This is a genomic window from Streptomyces sp. NPDC026575 (genome assembly GCF_055567415.1).
In genome coordinates this window covers 311902-337676 of record NZ_JBVHQM010000004.1, presented here as the reverse complement: position 1 = coordinate 337676, position 25775 = coordinate 311902, and the positions used below count along the sequence as shown (strand labels likewise).

Here is a 25775-nt window from a genome sequence, read left to right as displayed (position 1 = left end):
CGGTGAACGCCTCGCGTCGTCCGGTGCCCGTACGGCGGCACGCCCCGGCGGCACACCGCTATGGGCGCCGGAGCGTAGCGGGCCCGGATGAGGATTCCCTGAGACGGCGCCCGGCCCTGAAGCGTCCGCACCACGCTTCAAGGGCTGTCCCGTAGCGGCGCCCGGCCCTCACTCCACGAACAGCCCGCGCGCCGCCGCCTTCGCGTCGAACTCCTCCAGGCGGGCCTGGGCGTCCGGGAGGGCGTCGCACATCGCCTCCAGCAGGACCCGGCCCAGGAGCATGGGGGCGCAGGCGGTGTCGAAGGCCAGTCCGGTGCCGACCGGGGCCGGCAGCAGCAGGTCGGTGTGGTGGGCGACGGGGGCGAAGGCGCTGTCCGCGACGGTGACGACGGTCAGGCCGGCCGTGCGGGCGTAGGCGAGGGCGTCGAGGACCTCGCGGGGGTGGCGGGGCAGGGCGAAGCAGAGCAGGGCGCTCGCACCGGCGCGTACGGCGGCGTCGATGCGGTCGGTGAGCATGGTGCCGCCCTCGTCCAAGAGGCGGACGTCGGGGTGGACCTTGCGCGCGAAGTAGCTGAAGCCGGCGGCCTGGGCGGTGGCGGCGCGCAGGCCGAGGACGGGCAGCGGGCGGGAGGCGGCGAAGAGCCGGCCGGCCTCGATGACCGGCGACGGGTCGGCGAGGGCGGCGGCCAGCTGGCGGAGGTTGTCGATCTCCGCCTCGACGGCCTGTTGGTACTCGTTGGCGGTGCCGGTGTCGCCGCGCTTGCCGGTGGGGGCGACCTCGCGCAGATGGCGGCGGAGCGCCGGATAGCCGTCGAAGCCGAGGGCGACGGCGAAGCGGGTGACCGACGGCTGGCTGACGCCGGCCAGTTCGGCCAGTTCGACGCTGGAGAGGAAGGGCGCGTCGGCGGCCCGGCGCACCATGCAGTGCGCGATCCGGCGCTGGGTGGGTGTCAGCCGGTGGCCCTCGAAGAGCTTCTGGAGGCGGGCGGCGGTGCCGGTGTCCGCGCCCTCGGCGGCGCCGGCCTCACGAGGCCGCGCCTGCCCGGCGGCCGGTGCCGTCCCGGCCGGCTCCCGCTCCGTCGTCGTGCCGGCCGGCCGGTTCTCGGCCGTGCCGCCGGTGCCGCCGGCGTTGTCCCCGTCCCCGCTCATCGCCTCTTCTTCCCGGCCCGGTGGGGGCCTTGTCCTGTGTCGACCGACTGTACGGAATTTCTTGCGCACACCGGGCCGCGGTACGCGTCGCGATCCGGCCGCGGTCGCCTGCCGTCCCGGCTCGCGGAGGCTGTCGGGGGTGCTCCCCCGCGCCCCGGATCGGCCCGATCCGCCCGGGGCCGCGCCCGGGCGGCCCTCACACCTGTGCCAGCGCGTCCAGGAGCCCCGCCGCCACCGCCACGTCGTCCGTCAGCGGCCGGTCCTCCATCCGGGGGTCGAGGGCGTCCGCCGCGAGGGCGTAGGCCGTGGCCAGGGGCAGTGCGGGCTCGGGTTCGAGGGAGCGCATGCGCAGGGCGCGCAGGGCGGCCACCAGTTCGCAGGCCAGGACCTGGCGGTAGTACGTGCAGGCGCGCAGCGTCTGGCGGGCGCCCAGGGAGGCGAAGCTGGCCTGCTCCTCGACGCCGCGGGAGAGCACGGCGTGCCCGAGCGAGGCCGGATGGGAGACGGCGCGCATCTCGCCGAGGGCGGCGCCCGCCGCGTATTCGAGGATCATCACGCCGGAGCTCGCCGGGGCGGCGTCGCCCAGGAAGGGCCGCAGCCGGGTGAAGTCCGGTTCGGAGAGCGCGGCGAGGCGGGCGGTGGACAGGCGGGCGGTCTGCAGGACGGCGAGCCGGAAGGTGTCCAGGGCGAGCGCGGCGTGCGCGGCGTAGAAGTTGCCGTGGTGGTAGGCGGCCTGGTCCTCGATGCTGATCAGCGGGTTCTCGGCGGCGGCGTTGACCTCGACGGTCAGCACGTGGTCCAGGGTGTCGGCGGCGTCCAGCGCGGGCCCGTGGATCTGCGGGATGCAGCGGAAGCCGTACGGATCCTGGATGCGGCCGAGGGGCGCCGTGGGGCGGACCGGTATGCCGGCCAGGGTGCGCATCCGGGCGGCGGCGGCCGCGGAGCCGGGGTGCGGGCGGGCGAGCATGACCGGTTCGGCGAAGGGTTCGTGGGAGCCGCCGACGGCCAGGAGGGAGAGCGCGGCGACGGGGAGCGCGGCGGCCAGCAGCCGGCGCATCTCGTCCAGGGCCAGCGCGGACTGGCCGAGGGTGAGGGCGTTGCTGCTGATCAGCGCGAGGGCGTCGTTGTTGTCCAGGGCGACGGGGGCCGGGGGCCGGGCTCCGGTCGTGCAGTGCCAGGGGTGTTCACCGGCCAGCGCGAGGCCGGTCTGGGCGAGCGCGGCCAGGTCGCCGGTGCCGACCGCGCCGTGTTCGTTGACGACGGGGTGGGCGCCGGAGTCCAGCGCGTCCAGGAGCGCGGTGATGACGGCGGGGTTGAGTCCGGCGCCGCCCGCCAGCAGCTGGTTGGCGCGGACCGCGAGCATGGCGCGGACCTCGCGGGCGGGCAGCGGGTCGCCGATGGCCCCGGCGTGGCTGCGCAGCAGCCGGAGTCCGTGTGCGGCGTCGGCGGCCCCCACGTCCTCCGTGCGGTTCGCGCCGACGCCGGTGCTGCGGCCGTAGACCCGTCCGGTGGCGGCGAGGCGGCGGGCGGTGTCCCAGGAATCCGCGGCGCGGGCCAGGGCCTTGGGGTCGGGCGGGGCGGGGCGCGCGGTGCGCTCCGCGAGGGCGGCGATATCGGCGGTGTGCAGACCGGTGCCGTCGAGTGCGATACGCGTCCCGGCTCGTCGGCCGTTGTCCAGCATGCGGGAAAGCAAGGGGCTCAACTCCCTCTTATAACGCTCTTTGTGGACGGAAGTCCGACACCACATTCCGTACGGTGACTCGAAGCATCGGGGGAAAATTTGGCGCCATAAAAGCAATAACTCGCGAGTAACACGCCATAAGGCGCGGTGTAACAGGTTGTTCACTCCCGCCTATTGACTTCTATTCACACACCTAAGACTGTGCATGACACTATGCAGGCCGGGCAAGGGGCAGCGGATGATCAAGTTCGACGCAGTCAGCAAGCGATACCCGAACGGCACCACCGCCGTGGACGAACTGACCCTGGATCTCCCCGAGGGCGGCGTCACCGTCCTCGTCGGGTCGTCGGGATGCGGCAAGACGACGACCCTGCGGATGGTCAACCGCATGGTCGAGCCGACGTCCGGCACGATCAGCGTCGGCGGCCGCGACATTCTGGAGGCAGACGCCGCCGAGCTGCGCCGCGGCATCGGCTATGTCATCCAGCAGTCCGGTCTCTTCCCTCACCGTACGATCCTCGACAACATCGCGACCGTCCCGCTGCTGCTGGGCTGGGGCAGGCGCAAGGCCCGCGCCCGCGCCGCCGAGCTGCTGGAGCTGGTGGGGCTGCCCTCGGACGCCGGCAGGCGCTATCCGCACCAGCTCTCCGGCGGCCAGCAGCAGCGCGTCGGCGTGGCCCGGGCGCTCGCCGCCGATCCGCCCGTGCTGCTGATGGACGAGCCCTTCGGCGCCGTCGACCCGGTCGTGCGCACCCAGCTCCAGAACGAACTGCTGCGACTCCAGGAGGAGCTGCGCAAGACCGTCGTCTTCGTCACCCACGACATCGACGAGGCGGTCCGCCTGGGCGACCGGATCGCGGTCTTCCGCACCGGCGGCCGGCTCGTCCAGTGCGCCGAGCCCGCCGAGCTGCTGGCCCACCCCGCCGACGACTTCGTCGCCGACTTCCTGGGGGCCGAACGCGGTCTGAAGCTGCTGACCCTCACCAGCCTCGCGGAGGTCCCCCACGCGCCCGGCCGGGCGATACGCGCGGACGAGCCGGTCGGCGCGATACCCCGCGACGGCGACCGCTGGCGCCTGGTGACCTCCCCGCACGGCGAACCGCTGGGCTGGCTGGACACCGACGCGCTGCCCGCTTCCGGCACGGCCGGCGAGGCCGCCCTGGAGGCCGTACGGCCGCTGCGCGACACCGACTCGCTGCTCTCGGCGCTCAACGAGGCGGTGTCCTCGCCGGCCGGCGCCGTCGCCCGTGTCACCGCGGACGGCGTACTGGCCGGCGTCACCTCACGGGAGGCGATCCACCAGCGCGCGCGGCGCAGCCACGCCGAGGCGGGCCGGGCGGCGGCGCCCACGGTGGCCCCGCAGGCCGCCGCGAGCACGTCCGCAGCGGCCCCCCTGCTCAAGACCGCGCCGGCCACGGAGCGCCCCGCATGACCGTCGAATGGGGCTGGTTCCCCGACCACGCCGACGAACTGACCCGGCTCACCCTCGACCACCTGGCCACCGCCGTGCCCGCCGTCCTCCTCGGGCTGCTGATCGCGCTGCCCCTGGCGGTCCTCGCCCACCGCGTACGGCCGCTGCGCGGCTTCCTCCTCGGCGCCTCCAACATCCTCTACACCATCCCCTCCCTCGCCTTCTTCGTCCTGCTGCTGCCGGTGACGGGGCTGACCCGCACCACCGCGATCGTCGGCCTGACCGCCTACACCCTGGTCGTGCTGGTACGGAACACCGTCGAGGGGCTGGACGCGGTGCCGGTCAAGGCCCGTGAGGCGTCGAAGGCGATGGGGACGAGGCCGCTGCGCACCCTGCTCACCGTCGAGCTGCCGCTCGCCCTCCCGGTGATCATGGCGGGCGTACGGGTCGCCACCGTCATGTCCATCTCCCTTGTCAGCGTGGCGAGTTACATCGGCTACGGCGGCCTCGGCCAGCTCTTCACCGACGGCTTCCAGCGCAACTTCCCCACCCCGGTCGTCGCCGGTGTGCTGCTGACCCTGCTGCTCGCCCTGGTCGCCGACGCCCTACTGGTGACCGTCCAATGGCTGTGCACCCCCTGGCGGCGCGGCCGCACCTCCCGTACGTCCGCCCCCAAGCTGTGGAAGCGAGCGTGATGCGACGATGCTCGAACTCCTGAAGAACCTCGCGTCCTGGCTGACCAGTTCGGCCCAGTGGTCGGGCCCCGAGGGCATCGCCACCCGCATCCTGGAGCACCTGGAGTACTCGGTGCTCGCCACCCTCGCCGCCGCGGTGATCGCGCTGCCGATCGGCCTGCTCATCGGGCACACCGGCCGCGGCGCCTTCCTCGCCGTCAACCTCTCCTCCTTCGGCCGGGCGCTGCCCACCGTCGGACTGGTCACGCTGGTCTTCCTCGCCGGCGGGCTGAGCGTCTGGCCGGTGTACGTCTCGCTGGTCGCGCTCGCGGTGCCCGTGATCATCACCAACACCTACGCGGGGATGGCCGCGGTCGACCCCGAGGTCAAGGACGCGGCCAAGGGCGTGGGGCTGCGCGGCCACCAGATCCTGTGGCAGGTCGAACTCCCGCTCGCCCTCCCGCTGATCATGACCGGCGTCCGGCTGGCGACCGTGCAGGTCGTCGCCACCGCCACCATCGCCGCCTACGTCAGCTTCGGCGGGCTGGGCCGCTATGTCTTCGACGGCCTGGCGCAGCGCGACCTGGTGCAGGTGCTCGGCGGCGCGGCCCTGGTCGCCGTGCTCGCCGTCCTCGCCGACCTGGCCCTGGGCGGTCTGACCCGGCTGCTGTTCCGCGGCCGCCCGGCCACCGCCCGCTGAAGCGCCCGCCGCCGTCGCGACGCGCCCGCCCCGCCCCCGTACGTACGTCCCGAGGAGCCCCTCCCATGAACCGTCGTACCGTCCTGACCTCTCTCCTCGCCGGCGCCTCGGCCCCGCTGCTGGCCGCCTGCTCCTCCGGCATCACCTCCCTCAAGGGGGACGGCGCCGGCGGCGACAGCGGCAGCAGCAGCGGCGGACTGACCATCGGCACCGCCAACTTCACCGAGAACCAGATCCTGGGCTACCTCTACGCGGGCGTGCTGTCGGCCGCCGGGGTGCGCACCACGGTCAAGCCCAACCTCGGCTCCCGCGAGATCGTGGTGCCCGCGCTGCGCTCCGGCGATATCGACCTGCTCCCCGAGTACCAGGGCAGCCTGCTGCTCTACCTCGACCGCAAGGCCACCGAGACCGAGGCGGGCGCGATGCAGAACGCGCTGGCCACCGTGCTCCCCGACGGCCTGGAGGTGCTGCCGTACGCGGCCGCCGAGGACCGCGACACCTTCGCGGTGACCCGGGCGACCGCGGACCGGCACGGCCTGCGCACGCTCGCCGATCTGCGCAGGGTCAACGGCGAGCTGGTCTTCGGCGCGGCCGCCGAGATGAAGAAGCGGGTGGTCGGGGTCGTGGGGCTCAAGGACGTGTACGGCGTGACGTTCAAGGAGTTCAAGGCGCTGGACTCGTCCGGGCCGCTGGTCAAGGGCGCGCTGAAGAAGGGCGATGTCGACGTCGCCAACGTCTTCACCACCGACGTCGACATCGCCGAGAACGGCTGGGTGCTGCTGGCGGACCCCGAGCACCTCATCCCCGCCCAGCACATCGTCCCGCTGATCGCCGCCCGCAAGGCCGACTCCAGGGTCCGCAAGGCCCTCGCCCGCCTCGGCAACACCCTGACCACCGCCCAGCTCACCGAGCTCAACCGCCTCGTGGACAAGGAGAAGCAGGACCCGGACCGGGTGGCCGACGCCTGGCTGAAGAAGCACAAGCTGGCCTGAGGCAGGCGGCGCGGGGACCGGCGGGACCTACGAGCCCGGCGCGGCCGGCGTCCGGTCCCCCGCGGGCGGGCCTGCATGGCGCGGCGGCAGCCCGAACAGCGGGAAGAGCCGCTCGGTGTCGAGGAAGGACTGCAGGGCGGTGACCCGCTCGCCATCCGTCTCGACGACCTGGATCGCCCAGGGCGAGCCGTCCGCGCGGTACTGGCCGAACGCCGGCCGGCCGTTCGCCGCGACCGGCACCAGATGCGAGCCCTCGCAGCCGCAGCCCGGACCGAGCAGCCACGTGAGGATGTCCGCGCGGCCGCGCAGCCACAGCTCGTAGGGCGGCATGGAGAGCGTGGAGTCCTCGTGCAGCAGGGCCGTCAGGGCGTCCATGTCGAAGCGTTCGAAGGCGTCGACGTAGCGCGTGAGCAGCGACCGCTGGGCGTCGTCCAGGGGGCGCGGCGGTGCGTCGGCCGACTCACCGCCGGCGGCGAGGGTGGCCCGGGCCCGCTGCAGCGCGCTGTTGACCGAGGCGACCGAACCGCCCAGCAGCTCCGCGACCTCGGCCGCCGACCAGCTGAGCACCTCGCGCAGGATCAGCACCGCCCGCTGCCGGGGCGCCAGCCGCTGCAGCGCGGAGACGAACGCCAGCCGGATCGACTCCCGGGCGACGGCGGTCTCGGCCGGGTCCCCGGCGGACGCCAGGACCCGCTCATCGGGCACCGGTCCGATCCAGGTCGCCTCGGGCAGCCCCGTTCCGATCGGGGTGTCCACGCTCGACGGGGAGGAGAGGTCCATCGGCCGGGCCCGGCGCCGACTGCCCTTGAGCAGGTCCAGGCAGACGTTGGTGGCGATCCGGTAGAGCCAGGACCGCAGCGACGACCGCCCCTCGAACCGGTCGTGTGCGCGCCAGGCCCGCACCATGGTCTCCTGCACGGCGTCCTCGGCCTCGAAGGCCGAGCCCAGCATCCGGTAGCAGTACCCGGTCAGCTCGGTGCGGTGCGCCTCCAGGCGGTCCGCCAACTCCCCTTGCGGCGCCGCCCGCTCACCGCGCTCACCACCGGTCGGCGCCGATACCGCCGATCCGCCCGCCGCCGTCGTACCGCTCGCCGAGGACCGCTTCATCGAGGACCGCCCATCCGCCCGCCGACCGACCACCGGCCGCCGCGCCCCGACGCTACCGGAGCGCCCGGCACCAGTCTGCTCCCCCGGCATGCCCCTCGCGAGCGGTGGGCGCTCGGGGGCGCGGGCCCGGCCAGGGCCCCTCGGACAGGCCCTGAGGTGCCGTCATGCCCGACAATGGCGGCGACCGCGAGGCGGGCGGCCTCAGGGGTCCGCGGCGCCCAGCCCGGCCGATCAGCCCGGCTCGGCCGCGCGCAGCGCCGAGCCCCGCTCGGACAGCCGCGGGGCGCACAGGATGCGCTTGCGGCGGACCCGCCGGCCCTCGATGGCGGCGACCGCGAGGCGGGCGGCCTCCTTGGCGATCTCGGTCAGGCCCCAGTCGACGGTGGTCAGCGGCGGGGTGAGGACCCGGGAGACGGGGTGGTCGTCGAAGCCGACGACGGACAGGTCGCGGCCGACGGCCAGGGACGCCTCGGCGGCTGCCGCGTAGACGCCGTAGGCGATGGAGTCGGAGAAGCAGAACACGGCGGTGGGCGGGGCGGGGCGCGCGGCGCGGCGCCGCCGGCCGTCCGGGTCGCCGGTCAGCACCCGGCGGGCGACTTCGGTGGCCTCCCCCAGCTCCTGGGCGCAGGGCAGGACCTCGACCTCGATGCCGAGGCGGTCGGCGGCCTCGCGGACGTAGACGTCGGCGGGGCGGTCGGGGGTGGAGGGGCCGGTGGGCGTCAGTACCGTGACCCGGCGGTGGCCCAGGCCGCGGAGGTAGTCCAGCACCGCGTCGATGCCGGCGCGGTTGTCGAAGAGCACCTCGCCCGCGGTGCGCGCCCGGCTCAGGGCGTCGCCGATGGAGACCACCGGCACCGCTTCGGCGATCTTCGACCAGCCTTCGGCGGAGGGGTCGACGGGCGAGACCAGCAGACCGTCGACGCGCTGGTCGCGCAGCTGCTTGGCGAGGGCGAGCTCGCGCTCGGGGTCGCCGCCCGCGTCGAGGATGAGCGCATAGCGGTCACCGGCCAGCAGTTCGCGCCCTATGGCGGCCATCAGCTGCTGCTGCCACAGGTCCTGGAGGTCTCCGGCGAGCACGCCGACCGTGCTGGTGCGGCCGCTGGCCAGGGCGCGGGCGATCGGGTCCGCCTCGTAGCCGAGGTCGGCGGCGGCCTTGCGCACCCGCTCCTCGGTCTCCTTGGAGACGTGCTTGCCGCGCAGCGCGTATGAGACGGCGGCGGTGGAGAGTCCGGTGGCCTCGGCCACCTCGCGGAGGGTGGTGCGCTTATTGGGCCTGGCCATGTCCGGAAGCCTACCCAAGGAGGCGGCCGCCTCCCGCGCAGGAGGCGGCCGCGGGCTCGGGCGGATGCCGCGCTCCCTTGACAGCCGAGTCGGTTAACCGCTTCACTTAATCGCATCAGTTAAGCGGTTAAGTGAAGCGGTCGAGGAGGTCGCCGCCGGTGCCCACCGACGTCCATCAGCACATCTGGCCCCCCGCGTTCCGGGCTCTGCTGCGGGCCCGCAGCGCACCGCCGCGGCTGGACGGCTGGACGCTGCACCTGCCCGGTGAGCCGCCGTACGCCGTCGACCCCGCCGATCACGACATCGCGGCCCGCACCGCCCTCGCCCGCGCCGACGGCCTCGACCTCGCCCTGGTGTCGCTCTCCAGCCCGCTCGGCATCGAGTACCTCCCGACGGAGGAGGCCGCGCCGCTGCTGGCCGCGTTCCACGACGGCGCGCTGGAGCTGCCCGCCCCCTTCGGCGTCTGGGCCTCGGCCTGCCTGTCCGCGCCCGAGCCGGACACCGCCGCGCTGCGGCACGAGCTGGCCCGCGGCTGCGCGGGGCTTCAGCTCCCGGCCACCGCGCTGCTCGACGCCGACGGCTGGGCCCGCTGCGCACCGCTGCTGGATGTCACCGCCGAGCTGGGCAAACCGCTCTTCGTCCACCCCGGCGCCGCCCCGCCCGCGGACGGCGCCGCACCGCCGTGGTGGCCCGCGCTCGTGCCGTACGTCCAGCAGATGCACGCCTCCTGGTTCGCCTTCCGCGCCTTCGGCCGGCCGCGCCACCCGGATCTGCGGGTCTGCTTCGCGGCGCTGGCGGGCCTGGCGCCGCTGCACGGCGAGCGGCTGGTGGCCCGCGGCGGCGGGCAGGACCGCGGCCGGGTGGACCACGACGCCTTCTACGAGACGTCCTCATACGGGACCCGGGCCGTGGACGCCCTCATACGGGCCGTCGGCATCGACGTCGTCGTCAGCGGCAGCGACCGCCCCTACGCCCAGCCCCTCGCCCGCCACCGCCCTCCACGGGAGGCGCTGCGCGCCGCACCTCTCGATCCCGCCCTCCCCGGCCTCGGCGGGGACGCCGCCGTCCACGCCCTGCGTACCGCCAACCCGGCCCGCCTGCTGGGCCCGACGAAAGGAGCCCGCCCATGACGTCCGCCGCCTCCCAGGCCGACGCCGCCCGTGAGGTCCCCGACGGCGAGTCGCCGTTCGCCACGCTGCCCGCACGCAACCTCGACAAGCGCGAGCTGCGGTCCCTGGTCGACCGCCTCGCGGCCCGCCCGGACCTGTGGCGCGGGGACGTCGCGTTCTCCGACACCGAGCGGCACTACGCGTCCCTGTACCGCGACGAGTTCGTCGACGTCTGGCTGCTGTGCTGGACCCGGCAGAACGACACCGGCTGGCACGACCACGACCTCTCCTCCGGGGCGGTGCGGGTCGTCCAGGGCGTGCTGACCGAGTCCAACCCCCGGATCGGCGGGGAGCATCTGGCCACCGCCGTCGGCGCGGGCGCCTCCTTCTGCTTCGGGCCCGAGCACATCCACCGCCTCACCGGCGCGACCGACGACGCGGTGTCGGTGCACGCCTACTCGCCGCCGCTGTGGCGCCTGGGCCAGTACGACATCACCGAGGACGGGCTGATGCGACGCGTCTCGGTCTCGTACGCGGACGAGCTGCGCCCCCTGGACGGCCCGCCGGCCGCCGCCTGAGCGACGGACCACCGCCACACCTCAACCGCCGTTCCGGCCCCACCTATTGACCTTCCATTCACAGACGCCGATCCTGCATGAACTCATACATGCGACAAGGCGAGGCGGCACTCATGGCAGGTGTGGTCGAACGGCGCTCCATCGACGTCGTCCCCGACGACGAACGGCACGGCAGCGCGGTCAGCCAGTTCACGCTCTGGCTGGGGGCCAATCTCCAGATCACCGCCGTCATCACCGGTGCGCTGGCCGTCGTCTTCGGGGCGAACACCTTCTGGTCGCTGATCGGGCTGCTGCTCGGCAACCTCCTGGGCGGTGCGGTGATGGCGCTGCACTCGGCGCAGGGACCGCGGCTCGGACTGCCGCAGATGATCACCTCGCGGGCGCAGTTCGGCGTCCGCGGCGCGGTGGTGCCGCTCGCCCTGGTCATCGTGATGTACATCGGGTTCTTCGCCAGCGGCAGCGTGCTGGCCGGGCAGGCGGTCGGCCAGCTGACACACCTGGGCGCCACGCCCGGGATCGTGCTCTTCGCCGCGGTCACCGCCGTCGCCGCGACCGTCGGCTACCGCCTCATCCACACCCTGGGCAGGATCGCCGGCCTGGTCTGCGCACTGGCCTTCGTCTACCTCGGCGTCCGCCTGGCGCAGCACGCCGACCTCGGCGCGCTGCTGGCCGACCACCGCTTCGGGCTGCCGGTCTTCCTGCTCGCGGTCTCCCTCTCGGCCTCCTGGCAGCTGGCCTTCGGCCCGTACGTCGCGGACTACTCGCGCTACCTGCCGCGGCACACCTCCGCGCGCGCCACGTTCTGGTGGACGCTGTCCGGCTCGGTGCTCGGCTCGCAGTGGTCGATGACCTTCGGCGCGCTGGCGGCCGCCGCGGCGCCGACCGCGTTCGTCGGCCACGAGGTCGGCTACGTCGTCGGCCTGGGCGGCACCGGGCTGATCGCCTCGTTCCTCTTCTTCGCCATCGCCCTCGGCAAGCTCACCATCAACATCCTCAACACCTACGGCGGCTTCATGTCGCTGGTCACCAGCGTCAGCGGCTTCCGCAGGCAGCGGACGCTCTCGCCGCGCGGACGCTCCGCGTACATCGCCGGGATCATGGTGGCCGGCACCGCCGTCGCCCTCCTGGGCAAGGACTCCTTCCTGACGTCCTTCAAGGACTTCCTGCTCTTCCTGCTGGCCTTCTTCACCCCCTGGTCGGCGATCAACCTCGTCGACTACTACCTGATCTCCAAGGAGCGCTACGACATTCCGGCGCTCAGCGACCCCACCGGCCGCTACGGCGCCTGGAACGTCCGGGCACTCGCCGTCTACACCCTCGGCGTGCTCGTCCAACTCCCGTTCCTGGCCACGCACTTCTACACCGGCCCCCTGGTGGCCCGCCTCGGCGGCGCCGACGTCTCCTGGCTGGTCGGACTCGCCGTACCGGCCGTCGGGTACTGGCTGGCCGCCCGCCGCGACACCGCGCGCCTCCCGGAGGCGGCGGCGGACGACGGGCGGAAGGCCCCCGCCGGTTCGGGGGGTTAGCCCTACCGCGCGGCGCCGTCGAGGTCCGTAACCTCGTCAGCATGGCGACACACGACCCCGAACTGCGCAAAGAACTCGACGCGACCCTCCAGACCCGAAAGGAGCTGGGCCCGTCGTACGAGTCGGAGCTGGTGGAATCCTTCCTGGAGAAGCTCGACGAGAGCGTGGAGCGGCGGGTGCGGCGGCAGCTCGCCGAACAGCAGCTGCACGTGGCACGCGGCGCCCGGCCGCCGCATACCGCGCAGAGCGCCGACCGCGACTTCTGGGAGCGCTTCGGGGTCGCCGCGCTCTCGCTGGTGCTGGCCGTCCCGCTCTCCGCGATAGCCGTGAGCAGCGCCGAACTGCCGGGCCTGGTGGTGTGCTGGGCCGGCATAGCCGCCGTCAACGCCGTGCACAGCGTGGGCATCCGCCGATTGCTGCGACGGCGCGACGAGCGCCGGGACGGGGAGTGGGACTGACAGGGACCGCTGACGGGGACCGCCCCTCAGGAGCGCTCCGGCCCGCCGCCCGCACCCTCGGCACGGCCGTCGCGGAAGGAGTCGCGGCCGTCGCGGAAGGCGTGAAGGAGCGTATAGCGCTTGAAGGCCGGGCCGTCGGCGGCGGCCGCCTCCTGCGCGGCGGCGTCGGTCCACTCCGTGACGACGATCGCGCGCCCGCCGTCCGCCGTCAGATGGATGTGCCCGGCGAGCAGGCCCGGCGCCGCCCCGACGGCGGCCTCCGCCCGGTCCGCCGCCGTCGTGGCGACCACGAGGACACCGGGTTCCCGCCCCGCGTCGTGCACCACGCTGCGGTGCAGGCGGGTCCGGTCGAGCCCCGGCCGCTCGATACCGGGCACCAGCGCGTCCACGCGGCCGACCACCGCGGGGCGGCGGGCGCGGGCCCACGCCAGGTGCGCCTCGTCGCTGGTCCACTGTGCGTAGTGGAGCAGTCCGCTGCCGTCGGTGGAGAGGAACACATGCTGGGCGAGGAGGGCGGCGGGCGGCTCGGCCGCCGCCCATTCGTCGATCATGGCGTCGGCGGCCGCGCGCGCACGCGCGGCGGTGCCCGTGAGCCACTCGCTCATCAAGGCCGTACCGGCGTGCGGGTGGACGAGATCCAGAAAGTGCGTCATGAGCGTCGACCCTGATACGTCAACCGCACTTGAGGTCAAGGGGGAAGTGTGGCGGGGACCGCCGCACCCCGGCCGGGGCCGGGGGCGGGACGACGGCGGTCCCCGCAAGGGACGCGCTCCGGGTCAGGGCCGGTCGTCGCATCCGGGTGGCGATCGAGGAAGTCCGGGAGCCGCTCCGGAGGTCCGTATCGCCGTGCACATCAATGTGCCCGACGAGTGTTAAGCCCGTGCTGCCAGCACATGACGCATACGTACACCTTGCGGCGTCGGCCCGTTTCCTGACGGCAACTTGACGCCGTGACGGACGCGCGGGCCGCGGCGGCCGCCCCGGAGAGCGGCCGCCCGGAGCCGCTACTTACCGGCTTCGCGCGCCAGGTAGGCCAGCAGGTCCTGCCGGCTCACCACGCCAGTCGGCTTGCCCTCGACGAGGACGATCGCCGCGTCCGCGCTTTCGAGGACGGCCATCAGGTCGGAGACCGACTCGCCGGAGCCGACCTGCGGCAGCGGCCGGCACATGTGCTTCTCCAACGGGTCGGTCAGCGAGGCCCGCTGGGTGAACAGGGCGTCCAGCAGCTCGCGCTCGACGACGGAGCCGACGACCTCGGCGGCCATGACGTCGGGGTGCCCGGCGCCCGGCTTGACGATCGGCATCTGCGAGACGCCGTACTCGCGCAGCACCTCGATCGCCTCGCCGACGGTCTCCTCGGGGTGCATGTGCACCAGCGAGGGCAGCGCGCCCTCCTTGTGCTGGAGCACATCGCCGACCCGGGCAGCGGTGCCGCCCTCCTCCAGGAAGCCGTAGTCGGCCATCCACTCATCGTTGAAGATCTTGGACAGATAGCCCCGGCCGCTGTCCGGCAGCAGCACGACCACCACATCGTCCGGACCGAGCTTCGCGGCGACCTCCAGCGCGGCCACCACGGCCATCCCGCAGGAGCCGCCGACCAGCAGGCCCTCCTCCTTGGCCAGCCGCCGGGTCATCTGGAAGGCGTCCTTGTCCGAGACCGCCACGATCCCGTCGGCGACCGTACGGTCGTAGGCGGTCGGCCAGAAGTCCTCGCCGACGCCCTCGATCAGATACGGGCGCCCGGAGCCGCCGCTGTAGACCGAGCCCTCCGGGTCGGCGCCGATGACCTTGACCCGGCCCTCGCTGGCGTCCTTCAGATAGCGGCCGGTGCCGCTGATCGTGCCGCCGGTGCCCACGCCCGCCACGAAGTGGGTGATCCGCCCGTCCGTCTGCTCCCACAGCTCGGGACCGGTGGTCTCGTAGTGCGAGCGCGGGTTGTTCGGGTTGCTGTACTGGTCGGGCTTCCAGGCGCCGGGCGTCTCGCGCACCAGGCGGTCCGAGACGTTGTAGTACGAGTCCGGGTGCTCGGGGTCGACGGCCGTGGGGCAGACCACCACCTCGGCGCCGTAGGCCCGCAGCACATTGATCTTGTCCGTGGACACCTTGTCCGGGCAGACGAAGATGCACTTGTAGCCCTTCTGCTGGGCCACGATCGCCAGGCCGACGCCGGTGTTGCCGGAGGTCGGCTCGACGATGGTGCCGCCCGGCTGCAGCTCACCCGACTGCTCGGCGGCCTCGATCATCCGCACGGCGATCCGGTCCTTGACCGAACCTCCGGGGTTGAAGTACTCGACCTTCGCCAGGACGGTGGCCTGGATTCCTCGGGTGACGCTGTTGAGCCGCACCAGCGGGGTGTTGCCGACGAGCTCAATCATCGAATCGTAAAACTGCACGGTGGTCTCCGCGGTCGGGGGCACGCTCTCCTGCGCCCGTGCCGCCAGCCTATTGCCCGGGTGGGTTGGACGGCGGATGCGTTGCGTTCCGTGCGCGAACGGGCAACACCCTGTTGTGGGAGTTCTTGCCGATTCAAGAGCGCGCCCGGCTCCGCCGCGGCGCGCCCGCGCTGCACGGGGAGGTGCCCGGCCGATGCCGATGACCATGTCCAGGGCGAGGGTGGCCCGGCGGATCGCGACCGCCGCCGCAGTCGGCGGGGGCGGGATCGGCCTGCTCGGCGTCGCCACCGTCGGGGTGCTGCTGACCGAGGTGCGGCTGGCCCGCCGTACGGTCGGCGGCTCCAGCGACATCCCGCCCTGCGCCGACGGCCGCTACGGCGCCGCCTTCGGCCACCGCACCGACCCACCGCCCCTGCGGCTCGGCTTCCTCGGCGACTCCACCGCCGCCGGCCAGGGCGTGCACCGCGCCTCCCAGACGCCGGGCGCGCTGCTCGCCTCGGGCCTGGCCGCCGTCGCCGAACTGCCCGTCGAATTCCGCAATGTGGCACTGCCCGGCGCGCAGTCGGACGATCTGGCGCGCCAGGTGGAGCTGATGCTGGCGGAGGGCACCGAGACCCCGGACGTCTGCGTCATCATGATCGGCGCCAACGATGTCACTCACCGGATGCCGCCCGCGCAGTCCGTACGCCACCTGTCCGAGGCGGTGCGCGAGCTCCACGCGGCGGGCTGCGAGGTGGTGGTGGGCACCTGCCCTGATCTGGGCACCATCGAGCCGGTCTACCAGCCGCTGCGCTGGGTGGCCCGGCGGCTCTCCCGGCAGCTCGCGGCCGCCCAGACCATCGGTGTGATCGAGAGCGGCGGGCGGACGGTCTCGCTGGGCGATCTGCTCGGGCCCGAGTTCGAGGCGCATCCCCGGGAGCTGTTCGGGCCGGACAACTACCACCCGTCGGCGGAGGGCTACGCCACCGCCGCGATGGCGGTCCTGCCGACGCTGTGCGCCGCGCTGGGCCTGTGGCCGGAGGAGGAGCGGCCGGAGCCGGCCCGCGGCGAGGGGCTGCTGCCGGTCGAGCAGGCGGCCGCCGAGGCGGCTTCCGAGGGCGGTACGGAGGTCACCGCCTCCCGTGCGCCCTGGGCGCTGCTCAAGCACCGCAGGCGCCGCCAGCTGCCGGAGCCCGAGCCCACGGACCCCTCGTCGATCACGGGCTGACGCGCCCCGCGACGGGCGGCGGGGAGGGAGCCGGACGGGAATACCCGGGGTTCCCTCCCCGTTCCCATAAGCGCTCGCTTAGAAAAGAGGCCCGCATCACAGCGCGCACCCCGTGACCTCAGCACTACGCGCAGGTAACTTCCATCACAGTCCATCCCACCCGTGACCCGACCACCGCCCCCCAACGAGGCGCTGCGCGCCGCCCCTTCACATCGACCTCCCTGGAGCCGTGATGCCCGAAGCCGTGATCGTCTCAGCCGCCCGCTCCCCGATCGGCCGCGCCTTCAAGGGCTCGCTCAAGGATGTGCGCCCGGACGACCTGACCGCGAAGATCATCGAGGCCGCCCTCGCCAAGGTCCCCGAGCTGGACCCCACCGACATCGACGACCTGATGCTCGGCTGCGGCCTCCCCGGTGGCGAGCAGGGCCACAACCTCGGCCGCATCGTGGCCGTCCAGATGGGGATGGACCACCTCCCGGGCTGCACCATCACCCGTTACTGCTCCTCCTCGCTCCAGACGACCCGGATGGCACTGCACGCCATCAAGGCCGGCGAGGGCGACGTCTTCATCTCGGCCGGTGTCGAGACGGTCTCGCGCAGCGTCAAGGGCACCTCCGACGGCCTGCCCGAGACCCACAACCCGCTCTTCGCCGACGCCGAGGCCCGCACCGTGGCGCGCGCCGAGCAGGAGGGCTCCGACTGGCACGACCCGCGCGAGGACGGCCTGATCCCGGACGCGTACATCGCGATGGGGCAGACCGCGGAGAACCTCGCCCGCCTCAAGGGCGTCACCCGCCAGGACATGGACGAGTTCGGCGTACGGTCCCAGAACCTCGCCGAGCAGGCGATCAAGAACGGCTTCTGGGAGCGGGAGATCACCCCCGTCGAGCTGCCGGACGGCACGGTCGTCTCCAAGGACGACGGCCCGCGCGCCGGCGTCACCCTTGAGGGCGTCTCCGGCCTGAAGCCGGTGTTCCGCCCCGACGGCCTGGTGACCGCCGGCAACTGCTGCCCGCTCAACGACGGCGCCGCGGCGCTGGTCATCATGTCCGACACCAAGGCCCGCGAGCTGGGTCTGACCCCGCTGGCCCGCGTCGTGTCCACCGGTGTCTCCGGCCTCTCCCCCGAGATCATGGGCTACGGCCCCGTGGAGGCCAGCAAGCAGGCCCTCCAGCGCGCCGGCCTGTCGATCTCCGACATCGACCTGGTCGAGATCAACGAGGCGTTCGCCGCCCAGGTGATCCCGTCCTACCGGGACTTGGGCATCGACCTCGACCGGCTGAACGTCAACGGCGGCGCGATCGCCGTCGGGCACCCCTTCGGCATGACCGGCGCCCGCATCACCACCACCCTCATCAACTCCCTCCAGTGGCACGACAAGCAGTTCGGCCTGGAGACGATGTGCGTGGGCGGCGGCCAGGGCATGGCGATGGTGATCGAGCGGCTGAGCTGAGCTGAAGCGGAGGGTAGGGGTCGGGCGCGAGGTACGAGTGCCCGACCCCTACCCGGAGCGGAAGCGAAGCCCAGCGCGACCAGAAGGCACGAGCGGCTGAGCTGAGCTGCAGAGGGCGAGGCGGCTGAGCTGACGGCTCGGCGGCCCGCCTCCCGGGGGTGTGCGCGGGCAAAGGGACCAACTCCCGCCCGGCGCACACCCTTCGCTGCCGCACGGACACGGGCGGCGACACGGCGTGAGCCGTGTCACGCGTTAACAAGATCGCGACCCAATCTCCCCCAGGATTGTGACCAACGCCCTGGGGGATCGGCGTTCTTGCAGGTCAGCAGGGGGTGGTCGGCCTCCGTAAGGCCCACCGCCTCCAGCATTTCCGGACATAGTGCACCGGGTGCGGTCGCCGACCCCCGGCAGGCTGATGTAGGAAGTCGGAGAACATTCTGTTAACGGGAGTACGCCGGTGATCTCGTGGTCACCAGGAGTCGCCCCGTGGCAGGCGCGTCAAGGGGGGCACCCCGGCCGACGGCCGGGGGAAGTCCGAGTACCGAGGCGCGGCCCGTGCCGAGCGGGTCGCCGAGCGAAGTGGGGAGGACGCATGAGCGAGCGCCGCGGGCGAATCACCGAACGCTGCGCGTCTCGCGCATGCGGGACCGAGCGAAGAGAGGTTTCGGCATGAGCGTCACCACCCTCGTCCTGCTAGCGGCCGCGGCCATCGCCGTGGCGCTGGGGGCCGCCGCCCTGCGTACCGCCCGTGCGCTGCGCGGCCAGATCGCCGAGCTGCACGCCGAGCTCGTCGCCGCCCGTCAGGACGCCGTCGCCTGCGCCCAGGCCGCGGACGCGGCACCGGCGGCCACCGCGGCCGTCCCGGCCGCCCGTACGCACCCGGCAGCCGAGACCCCGCTCGCGGACATACGCGCCGCCGTCGCCGACGCACTGGCCGAGGAGCGGGAGCGCGAGCTGGCCGAGGCGCGCGCCTTCTGGGCCGCGCAGGAGGCCAGGGACGCCGCCGACGCCCCGTCGCTGATGGGCGGCCTGCCCGGCCTCGGCGACGAGAGCCCGCTGGACGCCCGCGCCGATCACCGCGAGCTGTCCGAGCGCCCGGAGTTCGACCGGCTCGACACCCAGCCGTTCCTGCCCCGCCAGGCGGACTTCGCCGGTATCGAGCCGCTGCTGGGGCCGGACGCCCTGGAGTCCGTGGAGGCGCTCGAAGCCCTCGACGCACCGGAGTTGGAGCCCGTCGAGGAGGCCGAGTCCGCCGAGCTGGCCGCCGCCCGCCGGCGCCACCCCTCGCACCCCGACTTCTCGCCGCACCCGGTGATCAGCGATCACGAGCGCACCGTCGCACGCCTGGAAGAGCTGGCCCAGGACGGCACCCCGGTCGCCGACGTCCGCCCCGGCCCGCTGGGCACCCTGGACGTCTATGTCTTCGCCGACGGCACCACGCTCTGCCTGACCCCCGGGCAGCGGGAGGCCGCCGAGCGTGTCGCCGGCGCTCTGCACTCCGGGCGCACGCCGGTGCTGCTGGGCGGCTCCGGGATCTCCGGCGCATACGCCCTGACCTTCTCCTGGGGCGAGAGCCGCGAGGAGAGCGTCTACCTCCTCGCCGACCGCGTCATCGCCTCGCTCTGACCGGGCGCTGCGGCTCAGCTGGGGCGGTCCCCCGGGATCTGTCCCCAGGGGGAGACACCCCAGTCACCCCCTAGCAGCGCTCCGCCACCGCCCGGACGCATCGCACGGCCTCCGCCAGCTCCTCGGCGGGGGCCACTTTCGCGTCAGAGTCCGCGGCGTCGCCGGCCGGGCGGGCGGCCGCCGCCCGCAGCGCCTCGACCAGGTCGTGTCCGGCCACCGCCAGCTGGTCGCCGACCGCGAACATCCCGGCGTCCGGCAGCTCCCGCGGGGGCTCTTCGGGCCGCTCGATCAGCTGCGCACGGGTCGCCAACCACCGCGCCAGCTCCAGCCCTTCGGCCGCCGCGCCGCGGCCGAGTCTGCTCTGCGGCAGCGACCGGAGGCGGTCGGCCAGGGCGTCCACGGCGGTCTGCAAGGGGGTCACGTCAAGCACGCCGTGAGCCTATGCGCCACTCCCGGGTGGTTGCCAACGGCAGAACGCTCAGGCACGGTGTGCTGAAGAACCAGCATCGACCGCGTCCGGAGGCGCCGATGTCTCAGCTCTTCTCCGAAGAGACCCACCGGAATCTGCTCTCCCGTATCCCGGACTGCACCGGCCGGGAAATCTCCGAATGGCTCCGCACCGTTGACGAAGGCCCCGCCTTCTTCCGTTTCGACGAAAAGGTCAGCTGGCTCCGTGGCGAGCACAACCTCGCGTACGGGCACGCCAAGGCGATCGTCCATGAACACGACCTCAGGCGCGCTGCGCGGAAGTTCTGACCCGCGATGACGGGCTTGGCGTCCGTCCGGCTCGGGACATACGACACGCTCCCGCACACGACAAGGGCCGAAGGGCCCGCAGGCGTTCGCCTGCGGGCCCTTCGTGTGTCATGCGCCGTGGCGGCCGACCGGGTCAGTCGCCTCGGAGGATCGAGATCAGCCGCAGCATCTCCATGTAGATCCACACCAGCGTCAGGGTCAGGCCGAACGCCGCGAGCCAGGACTCCTCACGCGGGGCGCCGTAGGCGATGCCGTCCTCGACCTGCTTGAAGTCCAGGGCCAGGAACAGCGCGCCGAGGACCACGCCCACGATGCCGAAGACGATGCCCAGGCCGCCGCTGCGGAAGCCGAGGCCGTCGCCGCCGCCGAACACCATGAACATCAGGTTGACCAGCGACAGCAGGACGAAGCCCATCGCCGCGATCATCACGAAGCGGGTGAAGCGCGCGGTGACCCGCACGATCCGCGTCTTGTAGGCGACCAGCATCGCGACGAACACCGCCATCGTGCCCAGCACCGCCTGCATGGGGGCGCCGTTCAGCTTCGGCAGGTCGTTGATGAAGCCGCTGAGCGCGCCGAGGAAGACTCCTTCCAGCGCCGCGTACCCCAGGATCAGCGCGGGCGACGGCTTGCGCTTGAACGACTGCACCAGCGCCAGCACCATCGCCACCAGACCGGCGCCGATGGCGAAGCCGAGGTTCTCGGTCAGGAACAGCCAGCCGACGGTGGCACCGGCGATGACCGTGCCGAGCGTCATGCCCGTCCGTGCGACGACGTCGTCCATCGTCATCGGGCGGGACTGCGGCGCGTACTGCGGCGGTGCCTGGGTTACGGGCTGCTGGTCCTGGGCGTAGGGGTTGCCGCCCTGCGCGTAGGGGTTCGTGCCGGCGTACGGGTTCGCGGTGGGGCCCCCGGCCTGCGGCGGTGCGTTGAAGCCCGCGTAGCCGGTGTCGCGGCTGAACCCCCGACGCGAGAAGACCGGGTTGCTGCTCCTCATCTCACTCCTCCATGGCCGCCCTGCGCGGCCTTGACGGCAAGCGTAATGGCTTGGCAAAGGCGCGTCGCTAGTTCTTGAGCAGGATCTTTCCCCGAACCGGGTGCAACACGTCCTCCAGAAGGAGGACGTCCGGGACGCCGCGAAGGTGCCCGGGAGGCGGCGGGCGCCGACCCGGCGCGGGCCGCCCCGCCGCCCGCACAGACCCCCCGCTTCCGACATTCCGGGTATTCGATCTCGGTCCCCCGTGATCGAACGGCCATTTCCCTCCGTACCGCCGCCGGGTGGAATCCGATAAATGTCTGATCGCAAGTGCTCCGCGCACCGCCGGGCAACCCACGTCACATGCCCGCAGGCAACCGATTCACCACAGGAGCCGTCTTCCCTTCCGGCCGGAACCTGCCCCGGTGGATCGATCTCCTGAGATGACGCATGGTCAAGATCCGAACACCGGAGTGCCCCTTCACGCTGCACCGATGGCTTACTGTATGTAGCGATGCGGGCGCGATCGGTTGTTATCCGAGGGTACAAACGGGTCTATTCTGGCGGAAAACAGTAGCGAAAGAGGGTTGAGGTGCCTGTGCCTGACGTCTCAGTAGTCGTCATCGTCTACAACGACGCCGACCGGTTGCCGACCGCAGTCCAGTCCGTGCTGGACCAAACGCTCCGGGACGTCGAGGTGGTGATCGTCGACGACTGCAGCACCGACCGCTCTTTCGAAGTGGCGCAACACCTCGCGGCCGCCCACCCCGGCCGCGTCAGAGCCTTCCGGCTGCCGGAGAACAGCGGCGCCGGAGGCGAGCCGCGCAACGCCGGCATCCAGCACGCCGCGGGCCGCTACGTCATGTTCCTCGACAGCGACGACGTCCTGGAACTCAACGCGTGCCGGAATATGCTGGAGGCCGCCGAGGAGACCGGATCGGACATCGTCTCCGGTCTGTGCGTCCGGCTGCACAAGGACACCCGCAACCAGAAGCGGGACGAGTGGTACGCCTGGCTCTATTCCACGACCCGTACGCTCGAATCCGTAACGGAATTGCCGGACCTGTTCGTATGGGACACCCTGTCCACGAACAAGTGCTATCGGCGCGATTTCCTCATCGAGCACGACCTCCGCTTCCCCAAGGGAATGTTCTACGAGGACCTGATGTTTATCGCCGACGCCTATCTCGCGGCGCGGCGCATCACCCTGATTCCCAATCAGGTCTACTTCTGGCACGTGTTCGAGCGGGCCGCCGTGAAATCGGTGACGAACCGCCGGCACGAAATGACGAACTATGCGCACCGGCTGGAAATCCACCGGCGCATCGACGCATTGCTGGCCGAACGCGGGCTGACCGAGATGCGGCTCGCCAAGGACGTGAAGTTCCTGAAGCACGACCTGGTGCTGCATCTGCGGGACCTGCCGTTCCGGGACGAGTCCTACCGCCGGGAATTCGCCGAACTCTCCCGCGAATACCTCGCGGGCATCTCTCCCGAGGCGTACGAGCGCGTCCAGCCGATCCAGGCCATCTGCGCCTACCTGCTCCAGCGGGGTGACTGGGACAACCTGATCCCGGCGGTCGACACGCTCATCAACCGCGACAAGCTCTCCTCGCCGCTCGCCGAGCACGACGGCCGGATCTACTGGTGCGGCGGCCACCTCGACGACGCGTTCGGCCGCGAGGTGCTGGACGTCACCGACATCGGCTACCACGAGAAGCCGGTCAACCAGCTGTTCCTGCGCAACCAGCTGACCCGTTACCGCCAGTCGGGCGGGGCCGTCTCCCTGACGGGCCGGATCACCAATCCGCTCGGCGTCATCCCGCCCGGTGCCCGGCTCAAGGGCGAGCTGGAGTTCAGCGCCCGGCGGCGCAGTCTGCAGTCCTTCCAGTTCCCCGTGCGCGCGGTGCGCCACGACGGCGACGGCATCCACTGGGAGGCCGTGGCGGACCTCACCGCCAAGCTGCGCCCGCTGGGCATCGTCGACAGCATCTGGGACGTCCGGCTCCGCCTGGACGTGGACGGGGTGCGCACCACCACCCGGCTCACCGTCGCCGACACCGAGCTGTCCGGCGGGCTGCCGATCCGCCCGCGGCTGACGCGGATGGTCGCCGACCACCTTGAGCCGCACGCCTCCGCCAAGGGGCATCTGGCGTTCCGCCTGGTCAGCGAGGGCCGCAACGCCGAGCGCGTACAGGAGCTGATCACCCGCGGGGTGCGCGGCACACCGGGGACGCTGGCCAAGACCGGCTTCCGCAAGGCCAAGGCGCTGCGCAGGAAGGTCACCTCCGGCGACACCAAGCTCCGCGCCTACCACGAGGTCTTCAGCCGGCTGCCGATCAAGAAGCGCACGGTGGTCTTCGAGAGCCATCTGGGCAAGCAGTACAGCGACAGTCCGCGCGCCATCTACGAGGAGATGCGCCGGCAGGGCCTGGACTTCGAGGCGATCTGGTCGTACGCCGGCTCCCCGAAGGACTTCCCCAAGGACGTCACCCTCGTGCGGCGCTGGTCGCTGCCGTACCTCAAGGCGCTGGCCCAGGCCGAGTTCTGGGTGGACAACCAGAGCTACCCGCTCAAGCTCACCAAGCGCCCGGAGACCACCTACCTCCAGACCTGGCACGGCTCGGCGCTGAAGAACATGGGCTTCGACCAGCCGTCGCTGAAGGCACAGACCCGGCAGCAGCAGGCCGAGCAGCAGCGCTCGCTGGACCGCTTCGACCGCTTCCTGATCCGCTCCGAGCACGACGTCCACACCCTGGCCAAGGCGTTCCGGCTCCAGGAGAAGACACTGCTGCGCGTGGGGTACCCGCGCAACGACGCGCTGGTGCGCGCCCGGCAGCGCGAGGCGGAGCTGGGAAAGCGTGAACGCGGGCCGCTGGCCGCGGAGTTGGGCATTCCCGAGGACAAGACCGTGCTGCTCTACGCGCCGACGTTCCGCAAGGCGGGGGGCCGGCACGGGCGCTTCGCATTGCCCTTCGACGTGGAGCGTTTCGCCGACCAGTTCGGCGACCGCTATGTCCTGCTGGTGCGTTCCCACTACCTCAATCACGTGGTGCTGCCACCGACCGTGCAGGGCCGGGTCATCGACGTATCGGCGCGCCATGACGTGACGCCGATCCTGGAGCTGGCCGATGGTTTGATCACGGACTATTCGTCGGTGATGTTCGATTATGCGCTGCTCGACCGGCCGCTGATGTTCTTCACCTACGACTACGACGAATACGTCCACGAGGGCCGGGGTACGTACTTCGATCTGCTGGAGCACGCGCCAGGCCCGGTGGTCCGCACCGAGGACGAATTCCACGAGACGATCAAGTCGTTCGAGACGCAGGCGCTGGAATACGCGAAGCGCCGCCAGGAATTCGTCGCCAGGTTCGGGGAATACGACCGGGGCGACGCCGCCAAGAGCATCGTCGATCAGTTCTTTGCGCAGTGGAGCCGTTGATGACCAAGTCGTACGCAGCCGAACCGCGGGACATCTTCTTCGTCTCCAACAGCGTCAACGAGATGGGCGGCATCACCAGCTGGTCGCACCAGATGGCGCGCCTGTTCAGCGAGCGGGGCCACCGGGTGCACATCGTCGGCATCGTGCCGCCGCCCGAGGGCCGGGTCCACGAACTCGCCGACGACCTGCCGTTCAAGACCACCACGCTCTACAGCGAGCACCCGCCGAGCGTCCGCCCCGTCCACGGCCTCAAGGACCGGCTCAACATCGCCGAGCAGCGCCGCCGGACGGCCCGCGAGGCCGGTATGCGCGAGCAGGCGGCCAAGATGAGCGCGCTGTTCCGGGCCGCCAAGCCGGGCGGAGTGGTGATCGTCACCCAGGTCTGGGCGATGGAGTGGGTGGCGCAGGCCGACACCGCGGGGCTGACGGTGATCGGTATGAGCCATGAATCCTTCGAGACCTGCCGCAAGTCGTCCCGTTTCGCTCGCGTCAAGCGGTTTTACGCGGACGTCGACCGGATGCTGACGCTCACCCGGGAGGACGCCGACCGCTGGATCCGTCAGCGGATGGACAATGTCGGCTTCATGCCGAACCCGCTGCCGTTCTTCCCCGACGTCCCCTCGGACCGGTCCCGCAAGTGCGTGGTCAGCATCGGCCGGCTCCACGAGGAGAAGGGCGTGGACCTGCTGCTGGAGGCCTGGGCGAAGGTCGCCGGGCAGCACCCGGACTGGACGCTGCGGATCTACGGCTCCGGTGAGGAGGCCGAGGCGCTGCGCAAGCTGGCGGCGGAGCTGGGGGTGGCCGCGTCGGTCGAGTGGATGGGCCGTACCGGCGATGTCCCCGGGGCGCTGCGGGAGAGCGCGGTGTTCGCACTGAGTTCGCGCGGTGAGGGCTTCCCGCTGGCTCCGATGGAGGCGATGGCGACCGCCGTGCCGTGTGTGGCCTTCGATGTGGCGCCGGGCGTCCACGAGATCATCACGGACGGCGAGGACGGGCTGCTGGCCCCTCCGGGCAATATCACCGAATTCGCCCGGCATCTCGACACCCTGATGTCCGACAAGGAGCTTCGGGACACGATGGGCGAAGCCGCGCGGGAGAACATCCAGCGGTTCTCCACGGAGGAGATTGTCGGCCGCTGGGAGAGCCTGTTCGCGCTTGTGGAACGCTGAGCCGACAACGCACAAAGCGAGGAGGGCCGCCGGGATTCCCCGGCGGCCCTCCTCGTTGAATTTTCAGCCAGTGCCTGTCTTTGG

22 protein-coding genes are annotated in these 25775 nt (G+C 72.2%); 14 read left to right on the top strand and 8 right to left on the bottom strand.

Features of this window, described 5'->3' with window-relative positions:
• Window positions 1-168: 168 nt before the first annotated feature.
• Complete coding sequence (locus ACZ4NB_RS07665; protein WP_467659089.1) at window positions 169-1149, bottom strand: MurR/RpiR family transcriptional regulator; 981 nt, start codon at window positions 1147-1149, stop codon at window positions 169-171.
• A 196-nt stretch (window positions 1150-1345) separates the two neighbouring features.
• Entirely contained in the window at window positions 1346-2830 is a 1485-nt protein-coding gene (locus tag ACZ4NB_RS07660; RefSeq protein WP_467659193.1) for an aromatic amino acid ammonia-lyase, read from the bottom strand.
• A 238-nt stretch (window positions 2831-3068) separates the two neighbouring features.
• Between ACZ4NB_RS07660 and ACZ4NB_RS07655 the strand changes: the two genes are divergently transcribed.
• The 4 genes from ACZ4NB_RS07655 (at window position 3069) to ACZ4NB_RS07640 (ending at window position 6607) form a co-directional block, all read left to right on the top strand.
• Window positions 3069-4262 carry an ABC transporter ATP-binding protein gene (locus tag ACZ4NB_RS07655; protein ID WP_467659088.1) on the top strand — a complete coding sequence of 398 codons (1194 nt, stop codon included), beginning with the start codon at window positions 3069-3071 and terminating at the stop codon, window positions 4260-4262.
• On the top strand, window positions 4259-4936 hold the full coding sequence (locus tag ACZ4NB_RS07650) for an ABC transporter permease (RefSeq protein WP_467659086.1): 678 nt from the start codon (window positions 4259-4261) through the stop codon (window positions 4934-4936). Before ACZ4NB_RS07655 ends, ACZ4NB_RS07650 begins: the two co-directional genes overlap by 4 nt.
• 7 nt (window positions 4937-4943) lie before the next feature.
• Window positions 4944-5615 carry an ABC transporter permease gene (locus ACZ4NB_RS07645; RefSeq protein ID WP_467659084.1) on the top strand — a complete coding sequence of 224 codons (672 nt, stop codon included), beginning with the start codon at window positions 4944-4946 and terminating at the stop codon, window positions 5613-5615.
• A 65-nt stretch (window positions 5616-5680) separates the two neighbouring features.
• Window positions 5681-6607 carry an ABC transporter substrate-binding protein gene (locus tag ACZ4NB_RS07640; RefSeq protein ID WP_467659082.1) on the top strand — a complete coding sequence of 309 codons (927 nt, stop codon included), beginning with the start codon at window positions 5681-5683 and terminating at the stop codon, window positions 6605-6607.
• Between the two features lie 27 nt (window positions 6608-6634).
• Here ACZ4NB_RS07640 and ACZ4NB_RS07635 read toward each other — a convergent pair whose 3' ends face one another.
• Both ACZ4NB_RS07635 and ACZ4NB_RS07630 read right to left on the bottom strand, forming a co-directional pair.
• Window positions 6635-7714, bottom strand: a complete 1080-nt coding sequence (locus ACZ4NB_RS07635) for a sigma-70 family RNA polymerase sigma factor (RefSeq protein ID WP_467659081.1) — start codon at window positions 7712-7714, stop codon at window positions 6635-6637.
• A 231-nt stretch (window positions 7715-7945) separates the two neighbouring features.
• Window positions 7946-8995: a LacI family DNA-binding transcriptional regulator gene (locus tag ACZ4NB_RS07630; RefSeq protein ID WP_467659080.1), complete on the bottom strand. Its 1050-nt coding sequence runs from the start codon at window positions 8993-8995 to the stop codon at window positions 7946-7948.
• A 158-nt stretch (window positions 8996-9153) separates the two neighbouring features.
• Here ACZ4NB_RS07630 and ACZ4NB_RS07625 point away from each other — a divergent pair, with 158 nt between their 5' ends.
• The 4 genes from ACZ4NB_RS07625 (at window position 9154) to ACZ4NB_RS07610 (ending at window position 12666) form a co-directional block, all read left to right on the top strand.
• A complete protein-coding gene (locus ACZ4NB_RS07625) occupies window positions 9154-10125 on the top strand; it encodes an amidohydrolase family protein (protein WP_467659079.1) in 972 nt (323 codons plus the stop codon).
• Entirely contained in the window at window positions 10122-10682 is a 561-nt protein-coding gene (locus tag ACZ4NB_RS07620) for a cysteine dioxygenase (RefSeq protein WP_467659078.1), read from the top strand. The genes ACZ4NB_RS07625 and ACZ4NB_RS07620 overlap by 4 nt, the downstream gene beginning before the upstream one ends.
• 113 nt (window positions 10683-10795) lie before the next feature.
• On the top strand, window positions 10796-12208 hold the full coding sequence (locus tag ACZ4NB_RS07615) for a purine-cytosine permease family protein (RefSeq protein ID WP_467659077.1): 1413 nt from the start codon (window positions 10796-10798) through the stop codon (window positions 12206-12208).
• Between the two features lie 41 nt (window positions 12209-12249).
• Window positions 12250-12666 (top strand): hypothetical protein, encoded by a 417-nt coding sequence (locus ACZ4NB_RS07610; protein ID WP_467659075.1) that lies wholly within the window; start codon window positions 12250-12252, stop codon window positions 12664-12666.
• Window positions 12667-12692: 26 nt separating this feature from the next.
• On the opposite strand, the gene ACZ4NB_RS07605 is transcribed toward ACZ4NB_RS07610, so the two are convergent.
• Together ACZ4NB_RS07605 and ACZ4NB_RS07600 are read right to left on the bottom strand one after the other, a co-directional pair.
• Window positions 12693-13319: an antibiotic biosynthesis monooxygenase gene (locus ACZ4NB_RS07605; RefSeq protein WP_467659074.1), complete on the bottom strand. Its 627-nt coding sequence runs from the start codon at window positions 13317-13319 to the stop codon at window positions 12693-12695.
• A gap of 351 nt (window positions 13320-13670) precedes the next feature.
• Window positions 13671-15059 (bottom strand): cystathionine beta-synthase, encoded by a 1389-nt coding sequence (locus tag ACZ4NB_RS07600; protein ID WP_467659072.1) that lies wholly within the window; start codon window positions 15057-15059, stop codon window positions 13671-13673.
• A 193-nt stretch (window positions 15060-15252) separates the two neighbouring features.
• On the opposite strand from ACZ4NB_RS07600, the gene ACZ4NB_RS07595 reads away from it, so the two are divergent.
• The 3 genes from ACZ4NB_RS07595 (at window position 15253) to ACZ4NB_RS07585 (ending at window position 19345) form a co-directional block, all read left to right on the top strand.
• A complete protein-coding gene (locus tag ACZ4NB_RS07595; RefSeq protein ID WP_467659070.1) occupies window positions 15253-16266 on the top strand; it encodes an SGNH/GDSL hydrolase family protein in 1014 nt (337 codons plus the stop codon).
• 232 nt (window positions 16267-16498) lie between these two features.
• Window positions 16499-17719 (top strand): acetyl-CoA C-acetyltransferase, encoded by a 1221-nt coding sequence (locus tag ACZ4NB_RS07590; protein WP_467659068.1) that lies wholly within the window; start codon window positions 16499-16501, stop codon window positions 17717-17719.
• Between the two features lie 669 nt (window positions 17720-18388).
• Window positions 18389-19345 carry a hypothetical protein gene (locus ACZ4NB_RS07585; protein ID WP_467659067.1) on the top strand — a complete coding sequence of 319 codons (957 nt, stop codon included), beginning with the start codon at window positions 18389-18391 and terminating at the stop codon, window positions 19343-19345.
• Window positions 19346-19415: 70 nt separating this feature from the next.
• Here ACZ4NB_RS07585 and ACZ4NB_RS07580 read toward each other — a convergent pair whose 3' ends face one another.
• Entirely contained in the window at window positions 19416-19775 is a 360-nt protein-coding gene (locus tag ACZ4NB_RS07580) for a hypothetical protein (protein WP_467659066.1), read from the bottom strand.
• A 98-nt stretch (window positions 19776-19873) separates the two neighbouring features.
• Between ACZ4NB_RS07580 and ACZ4NB_RS07575 the strand changes: the two genes are divergently transcribed.
• On the top strand, window positions 19874-20101 hold the full coding sequence (locus ACZ4NB_RS07575) for a DUF4287 domain-containing protein (protein WP_384433449.1): 228 nt from the start codon (window positions 19874-19876) through the stop codon (window positions 20099-20101).
• A 133-nt stretch (window positions 20102-20234) separates the two neighbouring features.
• Here ACZ4NB_RS07575 and ACZ4NB_RS07570 read toward each other — a convergent pair whose 3' ends face one another.
• The gene (locus ACZ4NB_RS07570) at window positions 20235-21098 is read right to left on the bottom strand and encodes a Bax inhibitor-1/YccA family protein (protein WP_467659064.1); all 864 of its coding nucleotides are present in this window, start codon (window positions 21096-21098) and stop codon (window positions 20235-20237) included.
• A 577-nt stretch (window positions 21099-21675) separates the two neighbouring features.
• Between ACZ4NB_RS07570 and ACZ4NB_RS07565 the strand changes: the two genes are divergently transcribed.
• Both ACZ4NB_RS07565 and ACZ4NB_RS07560 read left to right on the top strand, forming a co-directional pair.
• Window positions 21676-24522 carry a bifunctional glycosyltransferase/CDP-glycerol:glycerophosphate glycerophosphotransferase gene (locus ACZ4NB_RS07565; protein WP_467659191.1) on the top strand — a complete coding sequence of 949 codons (2847 nt, stop codon included), beginning with the start codon at window positions 21676-21678 and terminating at the stop codon, window positions 24520-24522.
• Complete coding sequence (locus tag ACZ4NB_RS07560; RefSeq protein ID WP_467659062.1) at window positions 24522-25691, top strand: glycosyltransferase; 1170 nt, start codon at window positions 24522-24524, stop codon at window positions 25689-25691. Before ACZ4NB_RS07565 ends, ACZ4NB_RS07560 begins: the two co-directional genes overlap by 1 nt.
• The last annotated feature ends 84 nt before the right edge of the window (window positions 25692-25775 follow it).

Excerpts from the sequence above, each read along its gene's own strand:
- ACZ4NB_RS07560 (WP_467659062.1), top strand. The coding sequence starts at position 24,522 with ATGACCAAGTCGTACGCAGCCGAACCGCGGGACATCTTCTTCGTCTCC.
- ACZ4NB_RS07605 (WP_467659074.1), bottom strand. The coding sequence starts at position 13,319 with ATGACGCACTTTCTGGATCTCGTCCACCCGCACGCCGGTACGGCCTTG.
- ACZ4NB_RS07570 (WP_467659064.1), bottom strand. The coding sequence starts at position 21,098 with ATGAGGAGCAGCAACCCGGTCTTCTCGCGTCGGGGGTTCAGCCGCGAC.
- ACZ4NB_RS07610 (WP_467659075.1), top strand. The coding sequence starts at position 12,250 with ATGGCGACACACGACCCCGAACTGCGCAAAGAACTCGACGCGACCCTC.
- ACZ4NB_RS07650 (WP_467659086.1), top strand. The coding sequence starts at position 4,259 with ATGACCGTCGAATGGGGCTGGTTCCCCGACCACGCCGACGAACTGACC.
- ACZ4NB_RS07660 (WP_467659193.1), bottom strand. The coding sequence starts at position 2,830 with ATGCTGGACAACGGCCGACGAGCCGGGACGCGTATCGCACTCGACGGC.
- ACZ4NB_RS07630 (WP_467659080.1), bottom strand. The coding sequence starts at position 8,995 with ATGGCCAGGCCCAATAAGCGCACCACCCTCCGCGAGGTGGCCGAGGCC.
- ACZ4NB_RS07585 (WP_467659067.1), top strand. The coding sequence starts at position 18,389 with ATGAGCGTCACCACCCTCGTCCTGCTAGCGGCCGCGGCCATCGCCGTG.
- ACZ4NB_RS07640 (WP_467659082.1), top strand. The coding sequence starts at position 5,681 with ATGAACCGTCGTACCGTCCTGACCTCTCTCCTCGCCGGCGCCTCGGCC.
- ACZ4NB_RS07575 (WP_384433449.1), top strand. The coding sequence starts at position 19,874 with ATGTCTCAGCTCTTCTCCGAAGAGACCCACCGGAATCTGCTCTCCCGT.
- ACZ4NB_RS07620 (WP_467659078.1), top strand. The coding sequence starts at position 10,122 with ATGACGTCCGCCGCCTCCCAGGCCGACGCCGCCCGTGAGGTCCCCGAC.
- ACZ4NB_RS07595 (WP_467659070.1), top strand. The coding sequence starts at position 15,253 with ATGCCGATGACCATGTCCAGGGCGAGGGTGGCCCGGCGGATCGCGACC.
- ACZ4NB_RS07655 (WP_467659088.1), top strand. The coding sequence starts at position 3,069 with ATGATCAAGTTCGACGCAGTCAGCAAGCGATACCCGAACGGCACCACC.
- ACZ4NB_RS07590 (WP_467659068.1), top strand. The coding sequence starts at position 16,499 with ATGCCCGAAGCCGTGATCGTCTCAGCCGCCCGCTCCCCGATCGGCCGC.
- ACZ4NB_RS07665 (WP_467659089.1), bottom strand. The coding sequence starts at position 1,149 with ATGAGCGGGGACGGGGACAACGCCGGCGGCACCGGCGGCACGGCCGAG.
- ACZ4NB_RS07615 (WP_467659077.1), top strand. The coding sequence starts at position 10,796 with ATGGCAGGTGTGGTCGAACGGCGCTCCATCGACGTCGTCCCCGACGAC.
- ACZ4NB_RS07645 (WP_467659084.1), top strand. The coding sequence starts at position 4,944 with ATGCTCGAACTCCTGAAGAACCTCGCGTCCTGGCTGACCAGTTCGGCC.
- ACZ4NB_RS07635 (WP_467659081.1), bottom strand. The coding sequence starts at position 7,714 with ATGAAGCGGTCCTCGGCGAGCGGTACGACGGCGGCGGGCGGATCGGCG.